This is a genomic window from Sphingomonas silueang (genome assembly GCF_040049155.1).
Lineage (GTDB): Bacteria > Pseudomonadota > Alphaproteobacteria > Sphingomonadales > Sphingomonadaceae > Sphingomonas > Sphingomonas silueang.
This window is the reverse complement of record NZ_JBDZDK010000001.1, coordinates 65,215-89,364: the sequence shown is the minus strand read 5'-3', so window position 1 is coordinate 89,364 and position 24,150 is coordinate 65,215. Positions and strand designations below refer to the sequence as shown.

Genomic DNA, 24,150 nt, shown 5'->3' with positions numbered 1-24,150 from the left:
CTCCTCCCCCACCCCAAACATCAACCGTTCGGTTCGAGTAGCGATCGAGCGCAGTCGAGAGCGCGTATCGAGAACGCGCCCCCGCGGAACCCCGTTCTCGACAGGCTCGAACCGAACGGATGTGAGGGAAGCAGCATCCCATGCTAGGCACCACCTTCCTCCTCGCGATCCGCTCGATCCTGCGCCACAAGCTGCGCTCGTTCCTGACCACGCTCGGCATCATCATCGGCGTGGCGGCGGTCGTGACCATCTCGACGCTGGGACAGGCGACGACCAGCGCGGTGCAGTCGAACATCGCCAGCCTCGGCAGCAACATCCTTCAGATCCGCCCCGGCCAGGGCTTCGGGCGCGGCGGCGGCGGCCCGCGCCCGCCCGATTTCAAGGAAGCGGACGTGGACGCGATCCGCGACCAGATCGCGGGCGTCACCGCCGTCGCCCCGCAGGCACAGGCAGCCGCGACCGCCATCTACAACGGGGCGAACTGGTCGACGACGATCAACGGCACCACCAACGCCTATTTCCAGGTCCAGCCATGGCCGCTGGTATCGGGGCGCACCTTCACCCCGGCCGAGGAAGCGGCGGGCAAGGCGGTGTGCATCATCGGCAATACCGTGCGCACCAACCTGTTCGCCGGCGGCGAAGCAGTAGGGTCGCGCTTCCGCATCGGCAACGTCAGCTGCGACGTGGTCGGCACGCTCTCCACGCGCGGGCAGGCCGGGTTCGGCGGCGATCAGGACGATGTGGTCATCATGCCGATCAAGACGGTGCAGCGCCGCTTCACCGGCAACCGCGACATCCGCCTGATGCTGGTGGGGGTCAATCCGACCTATGACGGCGCGGCGGTGCAGGCGTCGCTGAGCCAGCTGCTGCGCGAACGGCGCAACATCTCCGGGGGCAAGGAGGATGATTTCAACATCTTCGACACCGCGCAGATCACCGCGACCGTCACCAGCACCACCACCCTGCTCGCGACGATCGTGTCGGCGGTGGCGGGGATCAGCCTGCTGGTCGGCGGGATCGGCATCATGAACATCATGCTCGTGTCGGTGACGGAACGCACCCGCGAGATCGGCATCCGCCTCGCGATCGGCGCGGTCGCCTCGGAAGTGCTGATGCAGTTCCTCGTCGAGGCGGTGGCGCTGTCGTGCCTCGGCGGGCTGATCGGGCTGGCGGTGGCGCAGGTGGCGATCGTGGTGCTGTCGCGCCTCACCGAACTGCCGTTCCTGTTCGTGCCGCAGGTCAATCTGCTCGCCTTCGGGGTATCGGCGCTGATCGGGGTGGTGTTCGGCTATTTCCCCGCGCGCCGCGCCGCCTCGCTCAACCCGATCGACGCGCTGCGCCACGAATAGGACCGGGCCGGTTCGCCTCACCCCGGCGCGTTCAGCCGGTCGAGCACCCATGCCACCGGCAGCGTCGCCACCCCCATCAGCGCGAAGGTGGCGGGGATGCCCATGCCCGTCCCGAGGATCGCCCCTACCGCGACGACCAGCATCACCGTCACCAGCCCGTTGACGATATTGTTCGCGGCGATCACCTGCGACCGCTTGTCGGGCGGGCTGCGCGTCTGGAGGATGGCATAGAGCGGCACCACGAACATGCCGCCGAACAATGCGATGCCGCCCAGCCCCGCCAGCAGGTGCCAGTTGCGCGGATCGGCGGCGAACGCCGCGACGCCGACATTCGCCGCGACCGGCGCGTGATGCGACGTCGTCCACCACAGATCGATCAGGCACAGCCCCAACCCGGCGGTGGAGAGCGGCACGGTGCGCGCCGACACCTCTCCCTTCAGCAGCCGGTTGACCAGCAGCGATCCCGCCGCGACGCACAGGCTGAACAGCGCGAGGAACAGCGTCACCAGCCCCGGCCCGGCGTGCAACGTCCCCGATACCAGCGGCGCGAACTGCGACAGCACGACCGCGCCGACCGCAAAGAACCAGCTGATGCCGAGGATCGCGACCCAGATGCCGCGCGGCCCGTGCGCCGCGCGCAGGATCGCGGCGGTACTGCGCAACGGGTTGAAATCGATCCGCAGCCCCGGTGCGGCGGGCGGCGCGGGCGGGATCGCCAGCGACGCGGCAAAGCCCGCCACCGCGAACCCCAGCGCCATCACGCCACCGGTGAGCGGCGCGACGACGCCGCCCAGCAACTGCCCGACGAGGATCGCGACGAACGTTCCCGCCTCGACCAGCCCGGTGCCGCCCATCAGTTCGTGGCCGTGCAGATGCTGCGGCAGGATCGCGTATTTGGCCGGGCCGAACACGCAGCTGTGCATTCCCATCGCGAACAGGCAGCCGAGCAGCACCTCCACCGAACGGAAATGGAATCCCGCCACGGCGACGGCCATGATCGCGATCTCCGCACCCTTGACCCAGCGCATCAGCAGCGCCTTGTCCCGCGCGTCCGCCAATTGCCCGGCAAGGCCCGAGAACAGGAAATAGGGCAGGATGAACAGCCCCGTCGCGATCGTCGCGAGCGATGCGGCCCGCGTCGGGTCCGCGCGATAGAGGGTGAAGTTGGCGAGGAACAGCAGCGCGAACTTCAGCAGATTGTCGTTCATCGCCCCCAGGAACTGGACGACGAACAACGGGCCGTAGCGGCGCTTGGCGAGCAGCGAGAAATCGGGCGCGGACATCGGTTCCCCCTATGGTCCCGCCCTCATCGGGCAAAGCGGGGGCCGCGCCTACCGGAAATCGTTGCGGCCCAACGCGAAAGTCCGGCCATGCCCCCACCGTCGCCGGTGGAGCGCATGGCCGGACCGCGCCCGACCGATCGGGATCAGCGCCGGATCAGAACGCCGCGGTCAGCGACACCACCACCGTGCTCGCCGCGATCGGGCTGCCGTTGGTCGTCTTGCTGAAGTTCGGCGTGATATAGGCCGCTTCCGATTCCGAGATGTCGGTATCGACATAGGCGACGCCCAGCGTCAGATTCTTCCAGGTGAAGTCGGTACCCAGCGACCAGTCCCAGTATTTGCCGGTCGGGGCGAGGCTGGTGCCGTTCGGGCCGAGGCCGGGGTTGCCGTCCGAATAGCCGATATGCGCCTTGAGCGTCACCGGCGTCTCCGGAATGCCCGCCGCCGCGTCGCCCGACAGATAGAGATTGTCCTCGCGGGTGCCGGGGCCCGGCACGAAGGGGGTGAGCGAGCGGGTGAACAGGCCGAGCGAGGTCTGCTTGGGCGCATAGGCCACGCCCGCGGTCAGCGTGGCGGGACCGGCGGTGCCCGACAGCTTGCCGTAGAATTCGACCACGTCGGTCTCGTCCGCGCCGCCCGGATAGGTGTACCAGGTGACGCCCGCATCGACGGTCGCGGTGTCGAAAGTGTGCTTGTAGCCCGCGATCAGGTCGAGTTCGATGTTCGCGCCGCCGAACGTGCCCCAGCCCGCGAGGTTGGAACCCCAGGTGCCGATATAGACGCCGCTCTCGTGCGCGATGGTGATGCCGCCCTGGATCGCCACGTTCTTGTCGGACTGCGACACGCCGCGGAAGCGATAGTCGGACGCCACGGCCACGCTGCCGCTGACGGTGATCGGCTCGGGCGGCGCGGTTTCCTGCGCCATGGCCGGAGCCGCGATGGTGGCTGCCAGGATGGCCGCCGGGAGGAAGGTCGAGAATCGCATCGTAAACCCTTTCTGGTTACGGGGTGATTCTCCTGCGTTGACGGGCGCCGCGATGTGGGTGGACCTTGTCGGTCCGTGCGGTCTGTCCGTCGATGCGCGGAACATGTCGCGAAATGCCGCGACGCACAATCATAATTGCTTGGAAGCCGACACAGAAACGCCCGCTGTTGCGCGGTCGCAACAGCGGGCGTCGGTCATGCGGCGGGAATGCGGGCGATCAGGCGCGCACGGCGAGGATCGCGTCGATCTCCACGACGGCGCCCAGCGGCAGGACGGGCACGCCCACCGCGCTGCGCGCATGCGTGCCCGCGTCGCCGAACAGCGCGACCATCAGTTCCGACGCGCCGTTGGCGACCTTGGGCTGGTCGGTGAAGGTCGCCGCCGAATTGACGAACACGCCCAGCTTCACGACCCGCTCGATGCGGTCGAGGCTGCCCAGCGCCTTTTCGGCCTGCGCCAGCACCATCAGCGCGCAACGCTCGGCGGCGCGGGTGGCATAGGCGAGGTCGCGGTCGTCGCCCGCGCGGCCGGTCATCAGCGCGCCGTCGTCGAACGGCAGCTGCCCGGACAGGTGGAGCAGCCCGCCCGCCTCGACCGCGGGGACATAGGCCGCGACGGGGGCCGCCGCGACGGGAAGGGTCAGGCCGCGCTCGGCCAGCTTTGCAGGAATGTCATATGCCATGGGGTCGGTTCCTCGTGAAATATCGGTGTCGGGTCAAGCGGCGGCGGGCAACCCGGCGGCGAAGCGCGCCTCGATCCACGCCCGCGCGTCCTGCCAGTCGTCGATCCGGGCATGGGCATGGGGTGCGGGCGGGACATGCACCGCAAGGTCGGGTTCGGACACCATGTGCAGTCGGTGGACCGCCGGGGCGGTCTCCGCGACCGACTGGTGATGCACCGCCAGATCGTCGACGAACACGGTGACGCTGGCGCCATATTCCGCGACCAGCCTCGCCACCGGCGGCCCCTTGCCGCCCTGGTTGCATTCCACCCGGTGGACGATGCCGTGCCCGGCCAGCTGGTCGATGCGGTGGCTGCGGCAATGGTCCTGCAGGTTGGTCAGCACCACGATGTCCGCCCGGGTCGCGAGCGCCGCCAGCGCCTCGCGCGCATGCGGCACCAGCGTCTGGCGCGCCATCTCGGCGGGAAAGAAACCGTCGAGCTTCGCCCACATCTCGATCGGCTCGAGCACGCTGCCGTCGGCGCGGGTCATCGAATCGGCGAAGCTGCCGCCCTGCATGCGGAAGGTGATGTCCTGCGTCTCGCCCAGCCATGTCCCGAAATGACGGACCATGTGCAGCAGCACCTCGTCGCAGTCGGTGATGAGCAGCGGCTTCATGCCTCCAGCTCCCGATGCGCGGCGACCAGCGCCTGCGGGCTGGTGCCGAGCGCGTCGGCGCAGGCGATCAGGTCGGGCTCATGCCCCTCGATGAACCCCAGCACCTGCGCCAGCAGCGCCGGATCGCCCGCCCGCGCACGCAGGTCGGCGGGATCGATGCCGGTCAGCGCCAGGAACCGCTCGGCCCGGCGCTCGTCCCCCAGCGTCCATGACAGCGCGCCCAGCGCCAGCGTGGCGGCGTCTTCGTTTGTCTCTCGTGCGCGCATCGCCTAGGAAAAACCTCGCTCAAACCGTGGGGAACCAAGCGCGTGGCAAAAAGGGTACTCGTTGTCGAGGACAACGAACTCAACCTGAAGCTGTTCTGCGACCTGCTGCGCGCCCATGGCTTTGCGACCGAACAGGTGCGCGACGGGCGCGAGGCGGTGGGCCGGGCGCGCGCCTTCCTGCCCGACCTGATCGTCAGCGACATCCAGCTGCCGCACATGACCGGCATCGAACTGATCGCGCAGCTGAAGGCCGATCCCCGGCTGCGCCACGTGCCGATCATGGCCGTCACCGCCTATTCGGGCCGCGACGACGAGGAACGGGTGCGCGCCGCCGGGGCCGACGCCTATGTGACCAAGCCGATCTCGGTGGTGCGCTTCGTGGCGGAGATCCGCGCGCTGCTGCCGGGGGAGGGGGATTCGAACCCCGCTACCGTTCGTCCTGAGTAGCCGCTGAGCTTGTCGAAGCGGCGTATCGAAGGACCTGCGGCAGGTGCTTCGATACGGGCCTTCGACGGGCTCAGTCCCTACTCAGCACGAACGGTTCCGCTGCATTACCGCTACTCGGCCTTCGCCTTCGCCGCCTTCTTCGCCGCAGCCTTCTTGGCAGGCGCCTTCTTCGCCGCCGCATCCGCCTTCTTGGGCGCCGCCTTCTTCGCCGGGGCCTTCTTCTTCCCCTTGGCAGGCGCCGCCGCCGCGCGGTCGTCGATCAGTTGCGCGGCTTCCTCCAGTGTCAGCGCGTCCGGCGCGATCGACTTGGGCAGCGTCGCGTTGGTCGTGCCGTCGGTGACGTACGGGCCGTAGCGCCCCTCCATCAGCCTCAGTTCCGCCTCGGTGCGCGGATGCTTGCCGAGCACCTTGAGCGGCTCCTTCGCGGCACCGCGCGCCGCGCGTCCGCCGCCCGCCGCCGCCTCGGCCAGCTTGACCACCGCCGCGTTCATGCCCGTCTCGAACACGTCCGCCGTCGATTGCAGCCGGGCATATTTGCCCGCATGCTTCAGATACGGGCCATAGCGTCCGATCGCCGCCTCGATCGGCTCGCCCGTCTCCGGGTGGTTGCCGATCACGCGCGGCAGGCTCAGCAGCTTGAGCGCCCATTCCAGCGTCAGCTCGCCGATATCCTTGGGGATCGACGCGCGCCTCGCGTCCTTGCCCTCGCCCAGCTGGATATACGGGCCGAAGCGCCCCGACTTGCGCTCGACCTCCAGCCCCGTCGCCGGGTCCTTGCCCAGCCCCTCCGGCCCGGCATCGCCGCCGTCGTCGCCGCCCGGCTGGGCGAAGCGGCGGGTGTATTTGCACTCGGGATAGTTCGAGCAGGCGACGAACGCCCCGAACTTGCCGCCGCGCAGCGCCAGCCGACCCTCGCCGCAATTCGGGCACAGCCGCGGATCGGACCCGTCGGCCTTCTCGGGAAACAGATAGCTGCCCAGAAACTGGTCCAGTTCGGCGGTGATCGCGCTCGGCTGCTGCTCCATCACCTCGGAGGTGCGCGGCTTGAAGTCGCGCCAGAAGGCTTCCAGCACCGCCTGCCATTCGGCGCGCCCGCCCGACACGTCGTCCAGCTCCTCCTCCAGCCCGGCGGTGAAGTCGTAGCCGACATATTTCTCGAAGAAGCGTTCGAGGAAGGCGGTGAGCAGCCGCCCCGTCTCCTCGGCGAAGAAGCGGTTCTTCTCGACGCGGACGTATCCGCGATCCTTCAGCACCTGGATGATCGAGGCATAGGTCGACGGACGCCCGATGCCCAGTTCCTCCAGCCGCTTGACCAGCGACGCCTCGGAGAATCGCGGCGGCGGCTGGGTGAAATGCTGTTCGGCGACGACGTCCTTCTTGGCCGGGGCGTCGCCCTCGCGCAGCAGCGGCAGGCGGCGAGAATCCTCGTCCGCCGCATCGTCGCGGCCTTCCTCATAGAGCGCCAGATAGCCGGGGAAGAGCACCACCTGCCCGGTCGCGCGCAGCGCGGTCTGCCCGGTCTGGTCCTCCAGCACCGCGGCGGTGCGCTCGAGCCGCGCCGACGCCATCTGGCTGGCGAGCGCCCGCTTCCAGATCAGCTCGTAGAGGCGCGCGTGGTCGCCCGATCCGGCGCGGTCCTTGGTAAAGTCGGTCGGGCGGATCGCCTCATGCGCTTCCTGCGCGTTCTTGGCCTTGGTCTGATACTGGCGCGGTTTGTCGGGGACGTACGACCCGTCATAGCGCCTGGCGATCGCCCCGCGCGCGGCATCGATCGCCGATCCGTCCATCTGCACGCCGTCGGTGCGCATATAGGTGATCGCGCCGTCCTCGTAGAGGCTCTGCGCGATCCGCATCGTGTGGCTGGCCGAGAAGCCGAGCTTGCGCGCCGCTTCCTGCTGCAACGTCGAGGTGGTGAACGGCGGCGGCGGGTTGCGCGTGGCGGGCTTGGTCTCGACCTGCACGACCGTAAAGCGCCCGTCCTGCACCGCCGCCTTCGCGACCTCCGCCGAACCGGCATCGCCCAGCGACAGGCGGTCGAGCTTCTCGCCCTTGAGCTTCACCAGCCGCGCGTCGAACGGCGTGCCGTCGGCCTCCATCTTCGCGATGACCGACCAGTATTCCTGCGCGACGAACTGCTCGATCTCGCGCTCGCGCTCGACCAGCAGCCTGAGCGCCACCGACTGCACCCGGCCTGCCGACTTGGCACCGGGCAGCTTGCGCCACAGCACCGGCGACAGGGTGAAACCGACCAGATAGTCGAGCGCCCGTCGCGCCCGATACGCATCGATCAGGTCGGTATCGAGGTCGCGCGGCGCCTTCATCGCGGCAAGGATCGCGGGCTTGGTGATCGCGTTGAAGGTGACGCGCTCGACCTCCCTCGGCAGCGCGCGGCGCTTCTTCAGCACCTCCTGCACATGCCAGCTGATCGCCTCGCCCTCGCGGTCGGGGTCGGTCGCGAGGATCAGGCGGTCGGCCTGCTTCGCCAGATCGGTGATCGCCTTCAGCTGCCTGGTCTTGTCGGCGTATGTCTCCCAATCCATCGCAAAGCCCTCGTCGGGCTTTACCGACCCGTCCTTGGGCGGCAGGTCGCGGACATGGCCGTAGGAGGCGAGGACGCGGTAGTCGGACCCCAGATATTGTTCGATGGTCTTGGCCTTGGCAGGCGATTCGACGATGACGAGCTGCATGATGTGACGGTCGGTCCTTGTGCGTACGTACGCGAGAGTGGGGAGCGGCGGGGGGCGGCGTCAAGTCGGGGCGAGCCTCCATCGCTTCCGCCTGTCACCCTTTGACGGCGTGCGATTGCCCGTCACCCCCGGTCCTGCTATCCTTCGCGCACTTCGGGAGCAGACGAAATGATCCAGCGCGACCGCTGACCAGCGGACCCCAGCATCGCCGACGGGCCTCGCCCGTCGAACGACCCTGTCGGATCGGGACTCACTCGAATATGCAACGTCTGCAAGACAAGATCTGCGTCGTCACCGGCGCGGGCCGCGGCATCGGCCGCGCCATCGCCGAACGCTTCCATGCCGAGGGGGCGACCGTCATCGCCACCGATATCGACCGCGCGGGCGGTACCGCCACCGCCGAAGCGATCGGCTGCCGCTTCCTCGAACTCGACGTGGGCGACGAGGCGCAGTGGGCGCGCCTCGCCGAAGCCGTCCCCACCGCCGATGCGGTCGTCAACAACGCCGGTATCACCGGGTTCGAGGGCGGCATCGTCGCGCACGATCCCGAACATGCGTCGCTGGCCGACTGGCATGCGGTCCACCGGGTCAATCTCGACGGGACGTTCCTCGGCTGCCGCTATGCGATCGGTGCGATGAAGGCGAAGGGCACCGGATCGATCATCAACCTGTCGTCACGCTCCGGGCTGGTCGGCATTCCCGGAGCCGCCGCCTATGCCTCGTCCAAGGCTGCGGTCCGCAACCACAGCAAGTCGGTCGCGCTCTATTGCGCGCAGCAGGGGTGGCGCATCCGCTGCAACTCGCTCCACCCCGCGGCGATCCTGACGCCGATGTGGGAGGCGATGCTGGGCGACGGCCCCGATCGCGAAGCGCGGATGGCGGCGCTGGTCGCCGACACCCCGCTCCGACGCTTCGGGCTGGTCGAGGAAGTCGCGGCGGTCGCGGCGATGCTCGCCTCGGACGAGGCGACCTATGTCACCGGCACCGAGATCAGCATCGACGGCGGCCTGCTTGCCGGATCGGCAGCCGCGCCGGGATGATCTCCGGTCGCTTCTCGCCTCCCCGGTGAAGCATTCCTTTGCGGAAGTCCAAGGTCAGCGCTTGAGCCTGCCGTGCCCCCGCGCAGGCGGGGGTCCAGAGCCAAGTAAATGACGGCTTGCGTCCGTGGCTCCTGGACCCCCGCCTGCGCGGGGGTACGGGAAAGGACTTTCGCAGAGCAATCCTCCCAGCGAGGGTTCGGGTACAGGTCTGGCCGGTCGTACCGCCGTCGCCGTCCCGCCCACCCCTTCGTTCACCCCCAGCTCACCCGCCCCCCGGCGTGCCGCGCCAGCCGCCCGGCGAGTTCCAGTTCCAGCAGCACCGTCTGCACCGCCGCCGTGCCCGCGCCCGACTGGCGCACCAGTTCGTCGACCGCGACCGGCACCGGCCCGAGCAGTGCGGTGATCCGCGCGCGGTCGGCGTCGCTCGCCTCGCCCGGCGCGGCCTCGCCCACGAACCGCCCGCGCGGCGCACGGACGCTGCGCGGGTCGATCGGGCGCAGCATCTCCGCCACGTCCGCCGCCGACTGCACCAGCGTCGCGCCCTCGCGGATCAGCAGGTTGCACCCCTGCGCGCGCGGATCGAGCGGCGATCCGGGCACCGCCATCACCTCGCGCCCCGCCTCCCCGGCAAGCCTTGCGGTGATGAGCGAGCCCGATTTCGGCGCGGCCTCCACGACCACCGTGCCCAGCGACAACCCGGCGATGATCCGGTTGCGCGACGGGAAATGCCGCGCCAGCGGCTGCGTGCCCGGCGGCTGTTCGGCGACCAGCAGCCCGCGGGTCGCCACCGCTTCCTGCAAGGCGGCATTCTCCGGCGGGAACACCACGTCGATGCCGCTGGCGATGACCCCGATGGTGCCGTGCCCGATCGACCCGCCGTGCGCGGCGGTATCGATCCCGCGCGCAAGGCCCGAGACGACGACATAGCCCGCCGAACCCAGTTCCCCGGCCAGCCCCCGTGCGAACCGCACCGCCGCCGCCGAGGCGTTGCGCGCCCCCACCAGCGCGACGCAGGGCCGCGCCAGCAGGCCCGCATCGCCGCGCACGATCAGCGCCGGGGGTGCCGTCTCCGTCTCGGCCAGGAGCGGCGGATAATCGGAATCGCCGAGCAGCAGGTATCGCCCGCCCAGCGCCTTCACGCGGGCGATCTCGCGCCGGACCGCGCCCTCGTCGGCCAGCGCCGGGGCACGCCCGCCGCCACGCTCGGCCAGACCGGGGATCGCGGCGATCGCCGCCACCGCATCGCCATAGCGCTCGATCAGCGCGCGGAACGTCACCGGCCCGATATTGGCCGACCGGATCAGCCGCAGCGCCGCGAAGCGCCGGGCGTGCTGTTCCACGGTACCGGCCCGCTCCCCCTCCCGGCCACCCATCAGGATACTTGCGTGGGTGGCCGGGAGGGGGAGCGGGCCGGTACCGTTGCCGGAAGAGTGTCAGTCACGCTTGCGGCCGATCCTCGGCTCGGTGCCCGCCACCAGCCGCTCGATATTGGCGCGGTGCTTCCACAGCACGATCGCGGCGAGGCCGAGGAACAGCAGCACGAGGTCGAACCGCCCGAGCCACGCCGCCGCCAGCGGCGCGCCGACCGCCGCCACCATGCCCGCAACCGACGAGATGCGCACGACGGCCAGCAATCCCAGCCACAGCACGGCATAGACGAGGCCGCTCAACGGGCTGAGCGCCACCACGACGCCCATCATCGTCGCCACGCCCTTGCCCCCGCGAAAGCGCAGCCACAGCGGATAGCAATGGCCGATAAACGCCGCCGCGCCTGCCACCAGTTCCTCGCCCGGAAGCAGCCTCGCGACGATCCACACCGCCGCCGCGCCCTTCAGCAGGTCGAGCAGCAGCGTCGCCGCCGCCAGCCCCTTGCGCCCGGTGCGCAGCACGTTGGTCGCGCCGATATTGCCCGAACCGATGCTGCGCAGGTCGCCCGCCCCGGCGATGCGGGTGAGCAATATGCCCCACGGGATCGACCCCAGCAGATAGCCGATCAGCAGCGCCGCGACCGGCGGCCACCAGATGATTTCGCTCGGCAGAGGAGCCCCCTAACGCTTGCCGTCCACGAAGGGCAGGGTAAGGGGTTCGCCGATTCCTTGCAACGCACACCCCGCGAAAGGGTACGGACGCGATCATGACGGATGCGCAACGACCGATCCTGTTCTTCGATTCGGGCGTCGGCGGGCTGTCGGTCGTGGCGCCCGCGCGGGCGCTGCTGCCGACCGCGCCGATCGTCTATGCCGCCGACTCGGCGGGCTTTCCCTATGGCACCCGCAGCGAGGGCGAGATCGCGGCGCGCGTGCCCGCGCTGCTCGGGCGGCTGGTCGAGCGCTATCGCCCGCGCCTCGTCGTCATCGCGTGCAACACCGCCTCGACGATCGCGCTGGCGGCGGTGCGCGCGGCGCTCGACGTGCCCGTGGTCGGCACCGTGCCCGCGATCCGGCCCGCCGCGTTGCTGAGCACCACCCGCACGATCGGCGTGCTCGGCACCCGTGCGACGGTGCGCCAGCCCTATGTCGACGATCTGACCGCCCGCTTCGCCGCCGACTGCACCGTGCTGCGCCACGGATCGGCGGCGCTGGTCGAACTGGCGGAGGCGGCGCTGGCGGGCACGCCGCCGCCGCGTGACGCCGTCGCCGCCGAACTCGCCGGGCTGTTCGACCAGCCGGGCGGGCAGCGGATCGACGTGATCGTCAACGCCTGCACCCATTTCCCGCTGCTGGTGGACGCGATGCAGGCGGTCGCGCCGCACGTCGCCTTCGTCGACGGCGGCCCCGGCATCGCCCGGCGCATTGCCGTACTGACCGAGGGGCAGGCGTTTCCCGCCGAAGCCGCGCCCGGACGGCTGGTCTTCACCCGACTCGGCGAGCGCGAGGCGGCACTGGGCGCGGCGCTGCGTTCGTGGGGGTTCGATTCGGTCGAGGCGCTGTAGGATTCGGTTCACGCGGAGGCGCGAAGGCGCAGGGAGAAACGCTTCGCGAAGCCGATTGCGCAGCAATCCCTGCATCGCCGGCTGCGACTTCGACGAACTGTCTCGCTGACGCGAGACGGCGCCGCACGGGAAACGCTCCGCGCCTCCGCGCCTTCGCGTGAAACCGAATCCCTACCCCCCGAAGCTGGGACAAAATGTCCAAGCCCGCCGATCACCATAACCGCTTTTATCCGCTGGCAAGCCCCCGCCCAAAGGCGTACACCCGCGCCCCATGAGCATCGACGCAAGTCCGGCCCGCTCGGTCGACTACAACCGCGTATTCGCCCAGGCGATCGACCGCCTGCATGAGGAAGGCCGCTACCGCGTCTTCATCGACATATTGCGCAACAAGGGGCAATTCCCCAACGCGCGCTGCTTCGCCGGGCATAACGGGCCGAAGCCGATCACCGTCTGGTGCTCGAACGACTATCTCGCGATGGGCCAGCACCCCGCGGTCATCGCCGCGATGGAGGAGGCGCTCCACGACGTCGGTGCAGGATCGGGCGGCACGCGCAACATCGGCGGCAACACCCATTATCACATCGATCTCGAGCATGAGCTCGCCGACCTGCACGGCAAGGAAGCGGCGCTGCTGTTCACCTCGGGCTATGTCTCGAACGAGGCGACGCTCTCCACGCTCGCCCGCGTGCTGCCCGGCTGCGTGATCTTCTCGGACGAACTCAACCACGCCTCGATGATCGCCGGCATCCGCCATTCGGGGTGCGAGAAGCGGGTGTTCCGCCACAACGACCTCCATCACCTCGAGGAACTGCTCGCCGCCGAAGACCCGGCGGTGCCCAAGCTGATCGCGTTCGAGAGCGTCTATTCGATGGACGGCGACGTGGCCCCGATCCACGCGATCTGCGACCTGGCGGACAAGTACAACGCACTGACCTATCTCGACGAGGTGCACGCGGTCGGCATGTACGGACGGCGCGGCGGCGGCATTTCGGAGCGTGACGACGTGGCGCACCGGCTGACCATCGTCGAGGGGACGCTGGGCAAGGCGTTCGGGGTGATGGGCGGCTATATCGCCGCCGACCGCACCGTGATCGACGTGATCCGCAGCTATGCGCCCGGCTTCATCTTCACGACCTCGCTCTCGCCGGTGCTGGTCGCGGGTGCCCTTGCCAGCGTGCGCCACCTGAAGGCCTCCTCGACCGAGCGCGAGGGGCAGCAGGCAGCAGCGGCGCAGCTCAAGGCGATGTTCGCCGAGGCCGGGCTGCCGGTGATGGACACCACCACCCACATCGTGCCGCTGATGGTCGGCGATCCGGTGAAGGCCAAGCGGATCAGCGACATATTGCTGCGCGAATACGGCGTGTACGTCCAGCCGATCAACTATCCGACCGTCCCGCGCGGCACCGAACGGTTGCGCTTCACGCCGGGTCCGGCGCACGACGGCGCGATGATGGCGGACCTCACCGCCGCGCTGGTCGAGATCTGGGGCCGACTGGAACTGCGCAAGGCGGCGTAGAGAAGGTCGTTTTCACGCGAAGGCGCGGAGACGCGGAGGCGTTGCGCGGGTAGAAGCGGATCGCGCAGCGATCTACGTCATCTTCCGCTGCGGAAAGTGCTGGAGGTCTTGCTGACGCAAGACGCTGCCGTCCGCGCGATTCCTCCGCGCCTCCGCGCCTCCGCGTGAACCGAATTTCTTCCTACCGCCCCGCCGCCAGCAGCCCCGCGACCAGCGTCAGCACCGCCAGCCCGACCGACAGCGGCACGCGCAGCTTCATCCACCACACAGGCACATGCCCCGCGCGCACCAGCGCCATATCGACCAGCAGCGACCCGAGCAGCCCCGCCGCGACGATCGCCGCCGCCGACACGACCGATGCGAACAGCACCGCGCCTGCCGCCAGCGCGATCAGGCTCGGCAGCACCGCGATTCCGAGCCACAGCCCCAGCGCCGCGCCGCCGACACGGGCAACCGCCACGCCCCACCACATGCCGCCCAGAAAACTCAGGATCAGCGCGCAGTACAGCAGCGACAGCGCCAGCAGCATCGCGCCCCCTGCCGGATCGACCAGCCGCCATACGACGGCGATCATGGGCGGCAGCAGTCCGGCATAGCCGAGCAGCAGCGCCGACGCCGGCGGACGGGTGGTAGCCACCGGATCAGTCACGGCAGTATCCCTCGCCTTCCTGCACGGTCAGGCAGTTCTTCCTGCCCGCCAGCCATTTCAGCCCGGTCGCATCGCCGTCGGTCGGGCGCAGCAGCAGCGTCGAATCGCCGCGCTGGAAGCGGATGCCCTCGGGCGTGACCGTGCCGGGATACTGCCCCTTGTTGTCGAGGTCGTACTGCATCTCCAGCGTCACGTCGCTTTCCGGCGCGCCGCTGCGCACGACGAGATACAGGCCCTCCACCCCGGTCCAGCGCCCCAGATAGCGCGCGGCATCCGCCGTCGCCGCAGCGCTCGGCGTGGGGGTGGGCGTGGGAGTCGGGGTCGGTGTAGATTTGGGCGCGCGCGGCGAGGGCAGGTTCGCCTCCGCGCTGTTCTCGATCGCCGCCTGCGTCGCGGCACCCTCGCTGCGCCGTTCGTTCGCGCCGCATGCGCCCAGCGTCGCCGCCAGCATCGCCGCCACCACCATCCGCATCGCCCGTCGCTCCCTTGTCGCCCATCCGATCCATGCCTAGCGCAGGCGATGCAACCCCGCTAGGAACGCGCCCATGGCCCGTATCGCACTCGCATCCGACCACGCCGCCCTTGCGCTCAAGGCAGAACTCGCCCGTTGGTTGCACGACGCCGGGCACGAGGTATCCGATCTCGGCCCGCACGAGGCGGCGAGCGTCGACTATCCCGACTATGGCTATGCGCTGGCCGGCGCGATCGCGGGCGGCGCGGCGGACTATGGCGTGGCGCTGTGCGGATCGGGGATCGGCATCTCGATCGCGGTCAACCGCGTGGCGGCATGCCGCTGCGCGCTGGTGTCCGAACCGCTCTCGGCGGCACTGGCGCGCGAGCACAACGACGCCAACGTCATCGCGATGGGCGCGCGGATCATCGGCAGCGAACTGGCCAAGGCGTGCCTGTCGGCGTTCCTCGCCACCCCCTTCGGCGGGGACCGCCACCGGCGGCGGGTGGACAAGCTCGGCAACCCGCCTGCCTGAGCAGAATCGGTTTCACGCGAAGGCGCGAAGACGCGAAGAAGATTGTTATCGCGCAGAGACGCGGAGGCGCAGAGCGGGTTCGCGTTTGGTACCGTCTCGCGCCAGCGAGACTCGCTTACCCGGTATCAATCTGGGATTCGACGGATCGCTATGCGATCGCTTTCCCAGCGCTCAACCTCTCTGCGCCTCTGCGCCTCTGCGCGAAAACCATCTTCTTCTTTCCTCCGCGTCTTCGCGCCTTCGCGTGAACCCAAATCCCGATCGATACCCCACGCCACGGGTGGCATTTCGATGACGGCAGGACTAAGGCCCCGCGCAACACTTCCCCGGAGCCGCTGCCCCATGACCGACCAGATCCGCCCCGACGGTTTCTTTGAAACCGGCCTCGCCGATGCCGATCCCGCAATCTTCGCCGGAGTCGCGCAGGAACTCGACCGCGAACGCTATCAGGTCGAGCTGATCGCCAGCGAGAACATCGTGTCGAAGGCGGTGCTGGAGGCACAGGGCTCGGTCTTCACCAACAAATATGCCGAGGGCTATCCCGGCAAGCGCTATTACCAGGGCTGCCACCCCTCCGACGTGGTCGAGCAACTCGCGATCGATCGCGCGAAGCAGCTCTTCGGCTGCGGCTTCGCCAACGTCCAGCCGCATTCGGGCGCGCAGGCCAACGGAGCGGTGATGCTGGCGCTGACCAGGCCCGGCGACACGATCATGGGCATGAGCCTCGACGCGGGCGGCCACCTGACGCACGGCGCCAAGGCGGCGATGTCGGGCAAGTGGTTCAACGCGGTGCAATACGGCGTCGACCGCGAGACGCATCTGATCGACTATGACGCGGTCGAGGCGCTGGCGAAGGAGCACCGGCCGACGCTCATCATCGCGGGCGGCTCGGCCTATCCGCGCCACATCGACTTCGCCCGCTTCCGCGCGATCGCCGACGAGGTGGGTGCGAAGTTCATGGTCGACATGGCGCATTTCGCCGGGATCGTCGCGGCGGGCCTGCACCCCACCCCGTTCGGCCACGCCCATGTCGTCACCACCACCACCCACAAGACGCTGCGTGGGCCGCGCGGCGGCATGGTGATGACCGACGACGAAGCCATCGCCAGGAAGATCAACTCGGCGGTGTTCCCGGGGCTTCAGGGCGGCCCGCTGATGCACGTCGTCGCCGCCAAGGCGGTGGCCTTCGGCGAGGCGCTGCGCCCCGAGTTCAGGACCTATATCGAGGCGGTGGTCGAGAATGCGCAGGTGCTCGCCGCCACGCTCAAGGACCGCGGTGCCAATGTCGTCGCGGGCGGCACCGACACCCATCTGGCGCTGATCGACCTGACGCCGCTGGGCGTCACCGGCAAGGACGCCGACGAGGCGCTGGAGCGTGCCGCCATCACCTGCAACAAGAACGGCATCCCGTTCGATCCGCTCCCCCCGGTCAAGACCAGCGGCATCCGCGTCGGCTCGCCCGCGGGCACGACTCGCGGCTTCGGCAAGGCCGAGTTCGCCGAGATCGGCCACATGGTTGCCGACGTGCTCGACGGCCTGCGCGCCAGGGGCGAGGCGGGCGACCGCCAAGTCGAGGCCGACGTAAAGGCCCGCGTCCGCAGCCTGTGCGAGCGCTTCCCGATCTATCCGGGGCTGTAACGATGGATGACGCGCCGCCACGGACCCCGGCGGCGGCGCGGGCGTTGTCGCTCCGGTTCGTACAGGAGTAGACACATGGTCAAGGACAAGTCGGTCGGCAAGAGCATGGCGAAGTGGGGCGCGCTGGGCGCGGTCGTCGCCATTCCGGTGCCCTTCGTCGGCCCGCTGATCGGCGCGGCGGCGGGTGCGGGCTACGCCTATTTCAAGGCGAAGAAGCAGCCGCGCTACTGACCCTCGCGCATCGCCGGTCGCGCAAGTTCGCGCGATCGGCTATGGCGGCGCCGGACAGGTCTTTGCAGGAAACCGGATGCGCTGCCCCTTTTGCGCCCATGACGACAGCCAGGTGAAGGACAGCCGCCCCAGCGACGACGGCGCGGCGATCCGCAGGCGCAGGCAATGCACCGGCTGCGGCGCGCGCTTCACCACCTTCGAGCGTATCCAGCTGCGCGACCTGACCGTGGTCAAGTCGGGCGACCGCCGCCAGCCGTTCGACCGCGAGAAGCTGCTGCGCTCGGTCGCGACCGCCTGCCGCAAGCGCCCGATCGTGGCGGCGCAGGTCGAACGCCTCGTCTCCGGCATCCAGCGCCAGCTCGAGACGACCGGCGAGAGCGAGGTGACGTCGGGCCGCATCGGCGAGCTGGTGATGGAGGGGCTGCAGGCGCTCGACCCGGTAGCGTACATCAGATTTGCCAGCGTTTATAAGGATTTCCGGGAAGCAAAGGACTTCGAGGAATTCGCCGGGACGGTAGGCGACGCCGCCAAGGGATAGCGGTTGGGTGTAACCTTGGTAACCTTCGCCTGCCATCCGTTCGGCTCGAGCAGTATCGAGCCTGTCGAGATACGCCCGTCGAGAACCCGCACGCCCCCTTCCCCCCGTTCGGTTCGAGCAGTAGGACAGCGGTAACGCCCACCCCCGTTCGTCCTGAGTAGCGGCTGAGCGAAGTCGAAGACGCGTATCGAAGGACCGGCCTTGAGTTTGGCGACCTACCTGCTCCGTTGCGCCGACGGCAGATATTACGTCGGCCACACCGACGACCTCGATCGCCGCATCGCCCTGCATCAGGCCGGTGAGATCCCCGGCTTCACCCAGACCCGCCGCCCGGTCGTACTGGCCTGGAACGAAACCTTCCCGACCCGCGAGGAAGCCATCGCGGCGGAACAGCAGATCAAGGGTTGGTCGCGCGCCAAGAAGGAAGCGTTGATCGCAGGCGATTGGGCAGCCATCAGCGCCCATGCGCGCAAGTCCTTTGATACGGGGCTTCGACAGGCTCAGCCCCTACTCAGGACGAACGGGATGGATGACGTGAACGACAGGCTCGATGCTGCCCGAACCGACCGCGAGAGCGGCAACCAACCCGTCATCGTCCTCGTCCGCCCCCAGCTCGGCCAGAACATCGGCAAGGCGGCGCGTGCCATGCTGAACTTCGGCCTGACCGAGATGCGCCTCGTCGCCCCGCGCGACGGCTGGCCCAACCCGGAGGCAGGCCCGGCGGCCAGCGGTGCCGACAGCGTCCTGCGCGACGCCAGGCTGTACGACACGGTCGCCGAGGCGGTGGCCGACTGCACCCATGTCTATGCGACCACGGTGCGCAAGCGCGGCATCACCAAGCCGGTGGTGACGCCCGAGATCGCCGCGCGCCACATCCGCAACGAACCGGGCCGTTCGGCCATTCTGTTCGGGCCGGAACGCTCGGGGCTGGAAACCGACGACGTGGCGCTCGCCCGCACCATCCTGACCGTGCCGATCAATCCCGAATTCGGCTCGCTCAACCTCGCGCAGGCGGTGATCCTCGTCGCCTACGAATGGTCGAAGGGCGAGGGGCTGGCCAGCCCGCCGACCGTCGATCTGGGCGAGGCCGCGCCGCAGGAGGAACTGGAGGGCATGATCGGCCAGCTGGACGACATGCTGGAGGCCGCGCGCTTCTTCTTCCCGCCGGAACGCGCCGCCACCTCGCGGCGCACGCTGCGCACGCTGCTGACCAAGGCGGGCTGGACCTCGCAGGAGGTGCGGACGATGCGCGGGGTGCTCTCGGCGCTGGACGGGGCGAAGCGGCGGCGCTGAGAGCGCTCCCCTGCCTTCGTACATTCCGTTCGCTTCGAGCGCAGGGTCGAGCTTGTCGAGACCCGCAGTCGAGAAGGCGGCTCCCCCGGCGGGCGTTCTCGACAGACGCTTCTCGACAGGCTCGAAGCTGCTCGAACCGAACGGAGATGCGCGGTACTACCCCCGCGTCGCGTCGAACCGCGCCAGTTCATAGGCGATCGATCCCTCGACCAGCGTCTCCCAGATATCCGCGACCACCGCGTCCGGCACCCCCGCTTCCACCGCCGCCGCCCGCGCGTTGGCGATCACCTGCGCCTTGCGCCATTCGTCGCGCACCGCGGCGCGATCCGGCTTGATGCGCGCGGCGGCGTCCATATAGGCGAAGCGGCGGGCGAGCAGCGCCACCAGCTCGCGGTCGAGGCTGTCGACGCCCGCGCGGACCTCCGCCATGGTGGTGCAATCGGGGCCGGAAAGGATCGTCATGGCCGCGTCCTGTGGCGCGGACGGCGCGGCTTGTCCAGCTTGACTCCTGCGTGTGCCCGGGCTAGGCGCGCCGCTTCGCAATTCGGCCCCGCACCCCGGTGAAGCGGTGGCCCCGAGCAATCGGCCGCGAAGACCGGGAATCGCGATCGCCCCTTTCGGGACGGTCAAACGTCACACGCAATTGCATTGGAACTACGATGTCGAAGCGCTCCAGCGCCAAGTACAAGCTCGATCGCCGCCTTGGCGAGAATATCTGGGGTCGCCCCAAGAGCCCGGTCAACAAGCGCGAATACGGCCCCGGCCAGCACGGCCAGCGCCGCAAGGGCAAGATGTCGGACTTCGGCATCCAGCTGCGCGCCAAGCAGAAGCTCAAGGGCTATTACGGCGACGTGACCGAGAAGCAGTTCAAGCGCACCTATGAGGAAGCGGCGCGCATGAAGGGCGACACCGGCCAGAACCTGATCGGCCTGCTCGAACAGCGCCTCGACATGATCGTGTACCGCGCGAAGTTCGCGCCGACCGTGTGGGCCGCGCGCCAGCTGGTCAGCCACGGCCACGTCCGCGTCAACGGCGTGAAGTGCAACATCGCGTCGCGCCGCTGCTATGTCGGCGACGAGATTTCGCTGGGCACCAAGGCGCAGGAAATGGCGCTGGTCCTCGAGGCGCAGCAGCTCGCCGAGCGCGACATTCCGGAATACATCGGCGCCGAGGGCACCAAGGTGACCTTCACCCGCGTGCCGACGCTGGACGAAGTGCCCTATCCGGTGAAGATGGAACCGAACCTCGTGGTCGAGTTCTACTCGCGCTAAGTCGCGCCGGGCCAAGGTCCGGCGAAGCCGGACCGAGGCAAAGCCTCAGCGCGACCGGCCGGCGGGGCGAAAAGCCCCGACCGACGACGCGGGCTTCGTCCGCGGCGCTGGCAGGAACAGCAAAAGGGCGGTCCCATCCGGGGCCGCCCTTTTCGTATCCGCACCCCGCCGAAACCGGTGTCCTACACGCAAACGATCCGTCATGCTCCCGATCCGGCGGCCCCGCGCCCGCCAGCTTCTTGACCCCGTCCGCCCCCTTTCCAGCCAACGCCGCTGTTGCGAACGCTGCGCAACAACAACGTCACGAGTGTAAAGTTTGTAAACTTTGCCTCCCGGCTACCACCCCGCCGCCCGCAACTGCGCCCGCAGGTTCGCGCGCGTCGCCGCGTCCACCGGCGGCAGTTCCCGCGCGGCCTTGCCCTTGCGCAGCCGCGCGCGGTCGCGCTCGTCCGGCGACACGATCCGCACGCGCACCGGTACCACCCCCGCGCCGCGCGCGCCCAGCGCCTCGGCCGCGCCGCGCGACAGGTCGAGGATGCGCCCCTTGCCCGTGAACGGCCCGCGATCGTTGACCCGCACGACGATCCGCCGCCCGGTGTCGAGCGCGGTCACCTCGACATAGCTCGGCAGCGGCAGGGTGGCATGCGCCGCCGTCACCCATTTCGCGCGGAAGCGTTCGCCGTTGGCGGTGCGCTTCCCCGACTCGTGCCCGTACCAGCTCGCCAGCCCCAGCATGTCATAGGTCGGATCGGCGGCAGGCACATAGGCCTGCCCCCGCACGACATAGGGCGCGCCGATCTTCACCACATCGTCGCCGACCGGGCGATAGGAACCCCCGGCACAGGCGGCGAGCAGCAGCGCGGGAACGGCGGACAGGATACGCGAGAACATGGGCCACACCCTAATCGATTGCATTCCGCTTGCCGATCCCCGCCCGTCACCGCTACGCCATGCGCCAACCAAGGAGAAGCCCCATGAAGACCCGTGCCGCCGTGGCATTTGAAGCGAAGCGCCCGCTCGAAATCGTCGAACTCGACCTGGAAGGGCCGAAGCCCGGCGAGGTGCTCGTCGAGATCATGGCCACCGGCATCTGCCATACCGATGCCTATACGCTCGACGGACTCGACAGCGAGGGGCTGTTCCCCAGCGTGCTCGGCCACGAGGGCGCAGGGATCGTGCGCGAGGTCGGCGCGGGCGTGACCAGCGTCGCCGTCGGCGATCACGTCATCCCGCTCTACACCCCCGAATGCCGCCAGTGCAAATCGTGCCTGTCGGGCAAGACCAACCTGTGCACCGCGATCCGCGCGACCCAGGGCAAGGGGCTGATGCCCGACGGCACCACCCGCTTCAGCTACAAGGGCCAGCCGATCTATCACTATATGGGCTGCTCGACCTTCTCGAACTTCACCGTCCTGCCGGAGATCGCGGTGGCGAAGATCCGCGAGGACGCGCCGTTCCAGACGAGCTGCTATGTCGGCTGCGGCGTCACCACCGGCGTGGGTGCCGTGGTGAACACCGCCAAGGTGGCCCCCGGCGACAATATCATCGTGTTCGGCCTCGGCGGCATCGGCCTCAACGTGCTGCAGGGCGCGAAGATGGCGGGCGCGAACATGATCGTCGGCGTCGACATCAATCCCGCGCGCGAGGAATGGGGCCGCCGCTTCGGCATGACCCATTTCGTCAACCCGAAGGACGTCGACGGCGACCTCGTCCAGCACCTCGTCGCCCTGACCGACGGCGGGGCGGACTATACCTTCGACTGCACCGGCAACACCCACGTCATGCGCCAGGCGCTGGAGGCATGCCATCGCGGCTGGGGCACCAGCATCATCATCGGCGTGGCGGAGGCGGGCAAGGAGATCACGACCCGCCCGTTCCAGCTGGTGACGGGGCGCAACTGGCGCGGCACCGCGTTCGGCGGGGCCAAGGGGCGGACCGACGTGCCCAAGATCGTCGACTGGTACATGAACGGCAAGATCGAGATCGACCCGATGATCACCCATGTCCTCTCGCTCGACGAGATCAACAAGGGCTTCGACCTGATGCACGCGGGCGAGAGCATCCGGTCGGTTGTCGTGTACTGATGTTCAGCCATGTCGTGGTCGGCACCGACGACATCGCGGTTGCCAAGCGCTTCTACGATGCGGTGCTGGGCACGCTCGGCATTGCGCAGGGGCGGATCGACGAGCGCGGGCGGCTGTTCTACCAGCATCGCGGCGGGCGGTTCGGCGTGGTCGTCCCGATCGACGGCGCGCCCGCGCATGGCGCCAACGGCGGCACGATCGGCTTCCTCGCGCCGTCACCCGACGCGGTGGCGGCGTGGGCGGCGGCGGGCGTCGCGCACGGCGGCACCGCGATCGAGGATCCGCCCGGCCCGCGCAATGCAACCGGCGGGCGCACCCTCTACCTCGCCTATCTGCGCGATCCGGCGGGGAACAAGCTGTGCGCCACCTGTCCGCTCTGATCCGCACTTCCCTTTTGACAGGTGAATTTTCTTTGCGGATATAAGCGGGGAGAGGAAGGCGCATGACGCTGCTGAAGCTAGGATCCCGCCATGGGCCGGTGCAGGACGCCCGCCGTCTTCCCGACGGGGAGCAGCCATGACCCGCCTTGCGAACAAGACCGCCATCGTTACCGCCGCGGGTCAGGGGATCGGCCGCGCCGCCGCCGAACTGTTCGCCCGCGAAGGCGCGCGGGTGCTGGCGGTCGACATCAATGCCGACGCGCTGGCGACGCTGGCGGGATGCGAGGGGCATGTCGTCGACCTGCTCGACGCGCAGGCGATCCGCGCGTTCGCGGACAGGGTCGGCGCGGTCGACATCCTGTTCAACTGCGCGGGCTTCGTCCATGCGGGCACGATCCTGACGACCGGGGAAGCCGACTGGGACTTCTCGTTCGACCTCAACGTCCGCGCGCAATACCGGCTGATCCGCGCGCTGCTGCCCGCGATGATCGCGCAGGGCGGCGGGTCGATCGTCAACATGTCGTCGGTCGCCAGCCATGTGATCGCGGTGCCCAACCGCTTCGTCTACACCGCGTCCAAGGCAGCGGTGATCGGCCTGACCAAGGCGGTGGCGGTCGACCATGTGGCGCAGGGCATCCGCTGCAACGCGATCTGCCCCGGCACGGTGCAGTCGCCGTCGCTGGAGGAACGCATGGCCGCGACCGGCGATGCCGAGGCCGCCCGTGCGTCCTTCACCGCGCGCCAGCCGATGGGGCGGCTGGGCCGCGCGGAGGAGATCGCCGAACTGGCGCTGTATCTCGCGTCGGACGCGTCGTCCTACACCACCGGCGCGGTGCATGTGATCGACGGCGGCTGGTCCAACGCATGACGCGGGCGCTGCTGACGCTCGATCTGGTCGACGATGCGGCGGCGATCGCCGAATATGAACGCTGGCACGCCCCCGGCAACGTGCCGCCGCCGGTGCTGGCGTCGATCCGGGCGGCGGGGATCACCGCGATGGAAATCCACCGGACCGGCAACCGGCTGGTGATGCTGATCGAGACGGCACCCGGCTTCGATCCCGCCGCCAAGGCCGCCGCCGATGCCGCCGATCCGGCGGTCGTCGCATGGGAGGCGCGGATGGGAGAGTTCCAGCGCGCACTGCCGCAGGCACCGGCGGGCAGCCGCTGGACGCCGATGACCCCCGTCTTCACCCTCGCCGACCACGCTTGATCGCACCCCGCCCCGCCCGATGCG

27 protein-coding genes are annotated in these 24,150 nt (G+C 69.2%); 15 read left to right on the top strand and 12 right to left on the bottom strand.

What is annotated here, in order from left to right; translation table 11 throughout:
• The first annotated feature begins 140 nt into the window (after nt 1–140).
• A complete protein-coding gene (locus ABLE43_RS00400) occupies nt 141–1,349 on the top strand; it encodes an ABC transporter permease (RefSeq protein WP_348976490.1) in 1,209 nt (402 codons plus the stop codon).
• Nucleotides 1,350–1,366: 17 nt separating this feature from the next.
• Here ABLE43_RS00400 and ABLE43_RS00395 read toward each other — a convergent pair whose 3' ends face one another.
• The 5 genes from ABLE43_RS00395 to ABLE43_RS00375 all read right to left on the bottom strand — a co-directional run bounded on the left by ABLE43_RS00395 (nt 1,367) and on the right by ABLE43_RS00375 (nt 5,222).
• Entirely contained in the window at nt 1,367–2,632 is a 1,266-nt protein-coding gene (locus ABLE43_RS00395) for an MFS transporter (protein ID WP_348976489.1), read from the bottom strand.
• Nucleotides 2,633–2,786: 154 nt separating this feature from the next.
• Nucleotides 2,787–3,617, bottom strand: a complete 831-nt coding sequence (locus tag ABLE43_RS00390) for a TorF family putative porin (protein ID WP_348976488.1) — start codon at nt 3,615–3,617, stop codon at nt 2,787–2,789.
• 217 nt (nt 3,618–3,834) lie between these two features.
• Nucleotides 3,835–4,299, bottom strand: coding sequence for a RidA family protein (locus ABLE43_RS00385; RefSeq protein ID WP_348976487.1), 465 nt, complete (start codon nt 4,297–4,299; stop codon nt 3,835–3,837).
• A 33-nt stretch (nt 4,300–4,332) separates the two neighbouring features.
• A complete protein-coding gene (locus tag ABLE43_RS00380; protein ID WP_348976486.1) occupies nt 4,333–4,956 on the bottom strand; it encodes an HAD family hydrolase in 624 nt (207 codons plus the stop codon).
• Nucleotides 4,953–5,222: a DUF3572 domain-containing protein gene (locus ABLE43_RS00375; protein WP_348976485.1), complete on the bottom strand. Its 270-nt coding sequence runs from the start codon at nt 5,220–5,222 to the stop codon at nt 4,953–4,955. Before ABLE43_RS00375 ends, ABLE43_RS00380 begins: the two co-directional genes overlap by 4 nt.
• A gap of 42 nt (nt 5,223–5,264) precedes the next feature.
• Between ABLE43_RS00375 and ABLE43_RS00370 the strand changes: the two genes are divergently transcribed.
• A complete protein-coding gene (locus tag ABLE43_RS00370) occupies nt 5,265–5,669 on the top strand; it encodes a response regulator (RefSeq protein ID WP_348976484.1) in 405 nt (134 codons plus the stop codon).
• 110 nt (nt 5,670–5,779) lie between these two features.
• Here ABLE43_RS00370 and topA read toward each other — a convergent pair whose 3' ends face one another.
• Nucleotides 5,780–8,356 carry a type I DNA topoisomerase gene (topA, locus tag ABLE43_RS00365; protein ID WP_348976483.1) on the bottom strand — a complete coding sequence of 859 codons (2,577 nt, stop codon included), beginning with the start codon at nt 8,354–8,356 and terminating at the stop codon, nt 5,780–5,782.
• Between the two features lie 260 nt (nt 8,357–8,616).
• Here topA and ABLE43_RS00360 point away from each other — a divergent pair, with 260 nt between their 5' ends.
• Nucleotides 8,617–9,396 (top strand): SDR family oxidoreductase, encoded by a 780-nt coding sequence (locus ABLE43_RS00360; protein ID WP_348976482.1) that lies wholly within the window; start codon nt 8,617–8,619, stop codon nt 9,394–9,396.
• Nucleotides 9,397–9,647: 251 nt separating this feature from the next.
• Here the strand turns inward: ABLE43_RS00360 and dprA are convergent, their stop codons facing one another.
• Nucleotides 9,648–10,736, bottom strand: coding sequence for a DNA-processing protein DprA (dprA, locus tag ABLE43_RS00355; protein ID WP_348976481.1), 1,089 nt, complete (start codon nt 10,734–10,736; stop codon nt 9,648–9,650).
• 93 nt (nt 10,737–10,829) lie between these two features.
• Complete coding sequence (gene plsY / locus ABLE43_RS00350) at nt 10,830–11,435, bottom strand: glycerol-3-phosphate 1-O-acyltransferase PlsY (RefSeq protein ID WP_348976797.1); 606 nt, start codon at nt 11,433–11,435, stop codon at nt 10,830–10,832.
• A 95-nt stretch (nt 11,436–11,530) separates the two neighbouring features.
• Between plsY and murI the strand changes: the two genes are divergently transcribed.
• Nucleotides 11,531–12,328, top strand: a complete 798-nt coding sequence (murI, locus tag ABLE43_RS00345) for a glutamate racemase (protein WP_348976480.1) — start codon at nt 11,531–11,533, stop codon at nt 12,326–12,328.
• A 271-nt stretch (nt 12,329–12,599) separates the two neighbouring features.
• Nucleotides 12,600–13,844, top strand: coding sequence for a 5-aminolevulinate synthase (hemA, locus tag ABLE43_RS00340; protein ID WP_348976479.1), 1,245 nt, complete (start codon nt 12,600–12,602; stop codon nt 13,842–13,844).
• A 181-nt stretch (nt 13,845–14,025) separates the two neighbouring features.
• Here the strand turns inward: hemA and ABLE43_RS00335 are convergent, their stop codons facing one another.
• Both ABLE43_RS00335 and ABLE43_RS00330 read right to left on the bottom strand, forming a co-directional pair.
• Complete coding sequence (locus ABLE43_RS00335; RefSeq protein ID WP_348976478.1) at nt 14,026–14,493, bottom strand: DUF3429 domain-containing protein; 468 nt, start codon at nt 14,491–14,493, stop codon at nt 14,026–14,028.
• On the bottom strand, nt 14,486–14,965 hold the full coding sequence (locus tag ABLE43_RS00330; RefSeq protein WP_348976477.1) for a hypothetical protein: 480 nt from the start codon (nt 14,963–14,965) through the stop codon (nt 14,486–14,488). Before ABLE43_RS00330 ends, ABLE43_RS00335 begins: the two co-directional genes overlap by 8 nt.
• A 73-nt stretch (nt 14,966–15,038) precedes the next feature.
• Here ABLE43_RS00330 and rpiB point away from each other — a divergent pair, with 73 nt between their 5' ends.
• The 5 genes from rpiB (at nt 15,039) to ABLE43_RS00305 (ending at nt 19,179) form a co-directional block, all read left to right on the top strand.
• Nucleotides 15,039–15,479 (top strand): ribose 5-phosphate isomerase B, encoded by a 441-nt coding sequence (gene rpiB / locus ABLE43_RS00325; protein WP_348976476.1) that lies wholly within the window; start codon nt 15,039–15,041, stop codon nt 15,477–15,479.
• A gap of 342 nt (nt 15,480–15,821) precedes the next feature.
• On the top strand, nt 15,822–17,117 hold the full coding sequence (gene glyA, locus ABLE43_RS00320) for a serine hydroxymethyltransferase (protein ID WP_348976475.1): 1,296 nt from the start codon (nt 15,822–15,824) through the stop codon (nt 17,115–17,117).
• Nucleotides 17,118–17,192: 75 nt separating this feature from the next.
• Nucleotides 17,193–17,348 carry a hypothetical protein gene (locus ABLE43_RS00315; protein WP_348976474.1) on the top strand — a complete coding sequence of 52 codons (156 nt, stop codon included), beginning with the start codon at nt 17,193–17,195 and terminating at the stop codon, nt 17,346–17,348.
• 76 nt (nt 17,349–17,424) lie between these two features.
• Nucleotides 17,425–17,886: a transcriptional regulator NrdR gene (gene nrdR, locus ABLE43_RS00310; protein WP_348976473.1), complete on the top strand. Its 462-nt coding sequence runs from the start codon at nt 17,425–17,427 to the stop codon at nt 17,884–17,886.
• 201 nt (nt 17,887–18,087) lie between these two features.
• The gene (locus ABLE43_RS00305) at nt 18,088–19,179 is read left to right on the top strand and encodes a TrmH family RNA methyltransferase (RefSeq protein WP_348976472.1); all 1,092 of its coding nucleotides are present in this window, start codon (nt 18,088–18,090) and stop codon (nt 19,177–19,179) included.
• A gap of 156 nt (nt 19,180–19,335) precedes the next feature.
• On the opposite strand, the gene ABLE43_RS00300 is transcribed toward ABLE43_RS00305, so the two are convergent.
• Nucleotides 19,336–19,641: a chorismate mutase gene (locus tag ABLE43_RS00300; RefSeq protein ID WP_348976471.1), complete on the bottom strand. Its 306-nt coding sequence runs from the start codon at nt 19,639–19,641 to the stop codon at nt 19,336–19,338.
• A gap of 197 nt (nt 19,642–19,838) precedes the next feature.
• Here ABLE43_RS00300 and rpsD point away from each other — a divergent pair, with 197 nt between their 5' ends.
• A complete protein-coding gene (gene rpsD / locus ABLE43_RS00295; RefSeq protein WP_348976470.1) occupies nt 19,839–20,450 on the top strand; it encodes a 30S ribosomal protein S4 in 612 nt (203 codons plus the stop codon).
• A gap of 336 nt (nt 20,451–20,786) precedes the next feature.
• Here the strand turns inward: rpsD and ABLE43_RS00290 are convergent, their stop codons facing one another.
• Entirely contained in the window at nt 20,787–21,365 is a 579-nt protein-coding gene (locus tag ABLE43_RS00290; RefSeq protein ID WP_425475216.1) for a septal ring lytic transglycosylase RlpA family protein, read from the bottom strand.
• A gap of 59 nt (nt 21,366–21,424) precedes the next feature.
• Here ABLE43_RS00290 and ABLE43_RS00285 point away from each other — a divergent pair, with 59 nt between their 5' ends.
• The 4 genes from ABLE43_RS00285 (at nt 21,425) to ABLE43_RS00270 (ending at nt 24,126) form a co-directional block, all read left to right on the top strand.
• On the top strand, nt 21,425–22,534 hold the full coding sequence (locus ABLE43_RS00285; protein WP_348976468.1) for an S-(hydroxymethyl)glutathione dehydrogenase/class III alcohol dehydrogenase: 1,110 nt from the start codon (nt 21,425–21,427) through the stop codon (nt 22,532–22,534).
• Nucleotides 22,534–22,914 carry a VOC family protein gene (locus ABLE43_RS00280; protein ID WP_348976467.1) on the top strand — a complete coding sequence of 127 codons (381 nt, stop codon included), beginning with the start codon at nt 22,534–22,536 and terminating at the stop codon, nt 22,912–22,914. Before ABLE43_RS00285 ends, ABLE43_RS00280 begins: the two co-directional genes overlap by 1 nt.
• 136 nt (nt 22,915–23,050) lie before the next feature.
• Nucleotides 23,051–23,782 carry an SDR family oxidoreductase gene (locus ABLE43_RS00275; RefSeq protein WP_348976466.1) on the top strand — a complete coding sequence of 244 codons (732 nt, stop codon included), beginning with the start codon at nt 23,051–23,053 and terminating at the stop codon, nt 23,780–23,782.
• Entirely contained in the window at nt 23,779–24,126 is a 348-nt protein-coding gene (locus tag ABLE43_RS00270) for an L-rhamnose mutarotase (protein ID WP_348976465.1), read from the top strand. The genes ABLE43_RS00275 and ABLE43_RS00270 overlap by 4 nt, the downstream gene beginning before the upstream one ends.
• Nucleotides 24,127–24,150: the final 24 nt, after the last annotated feature.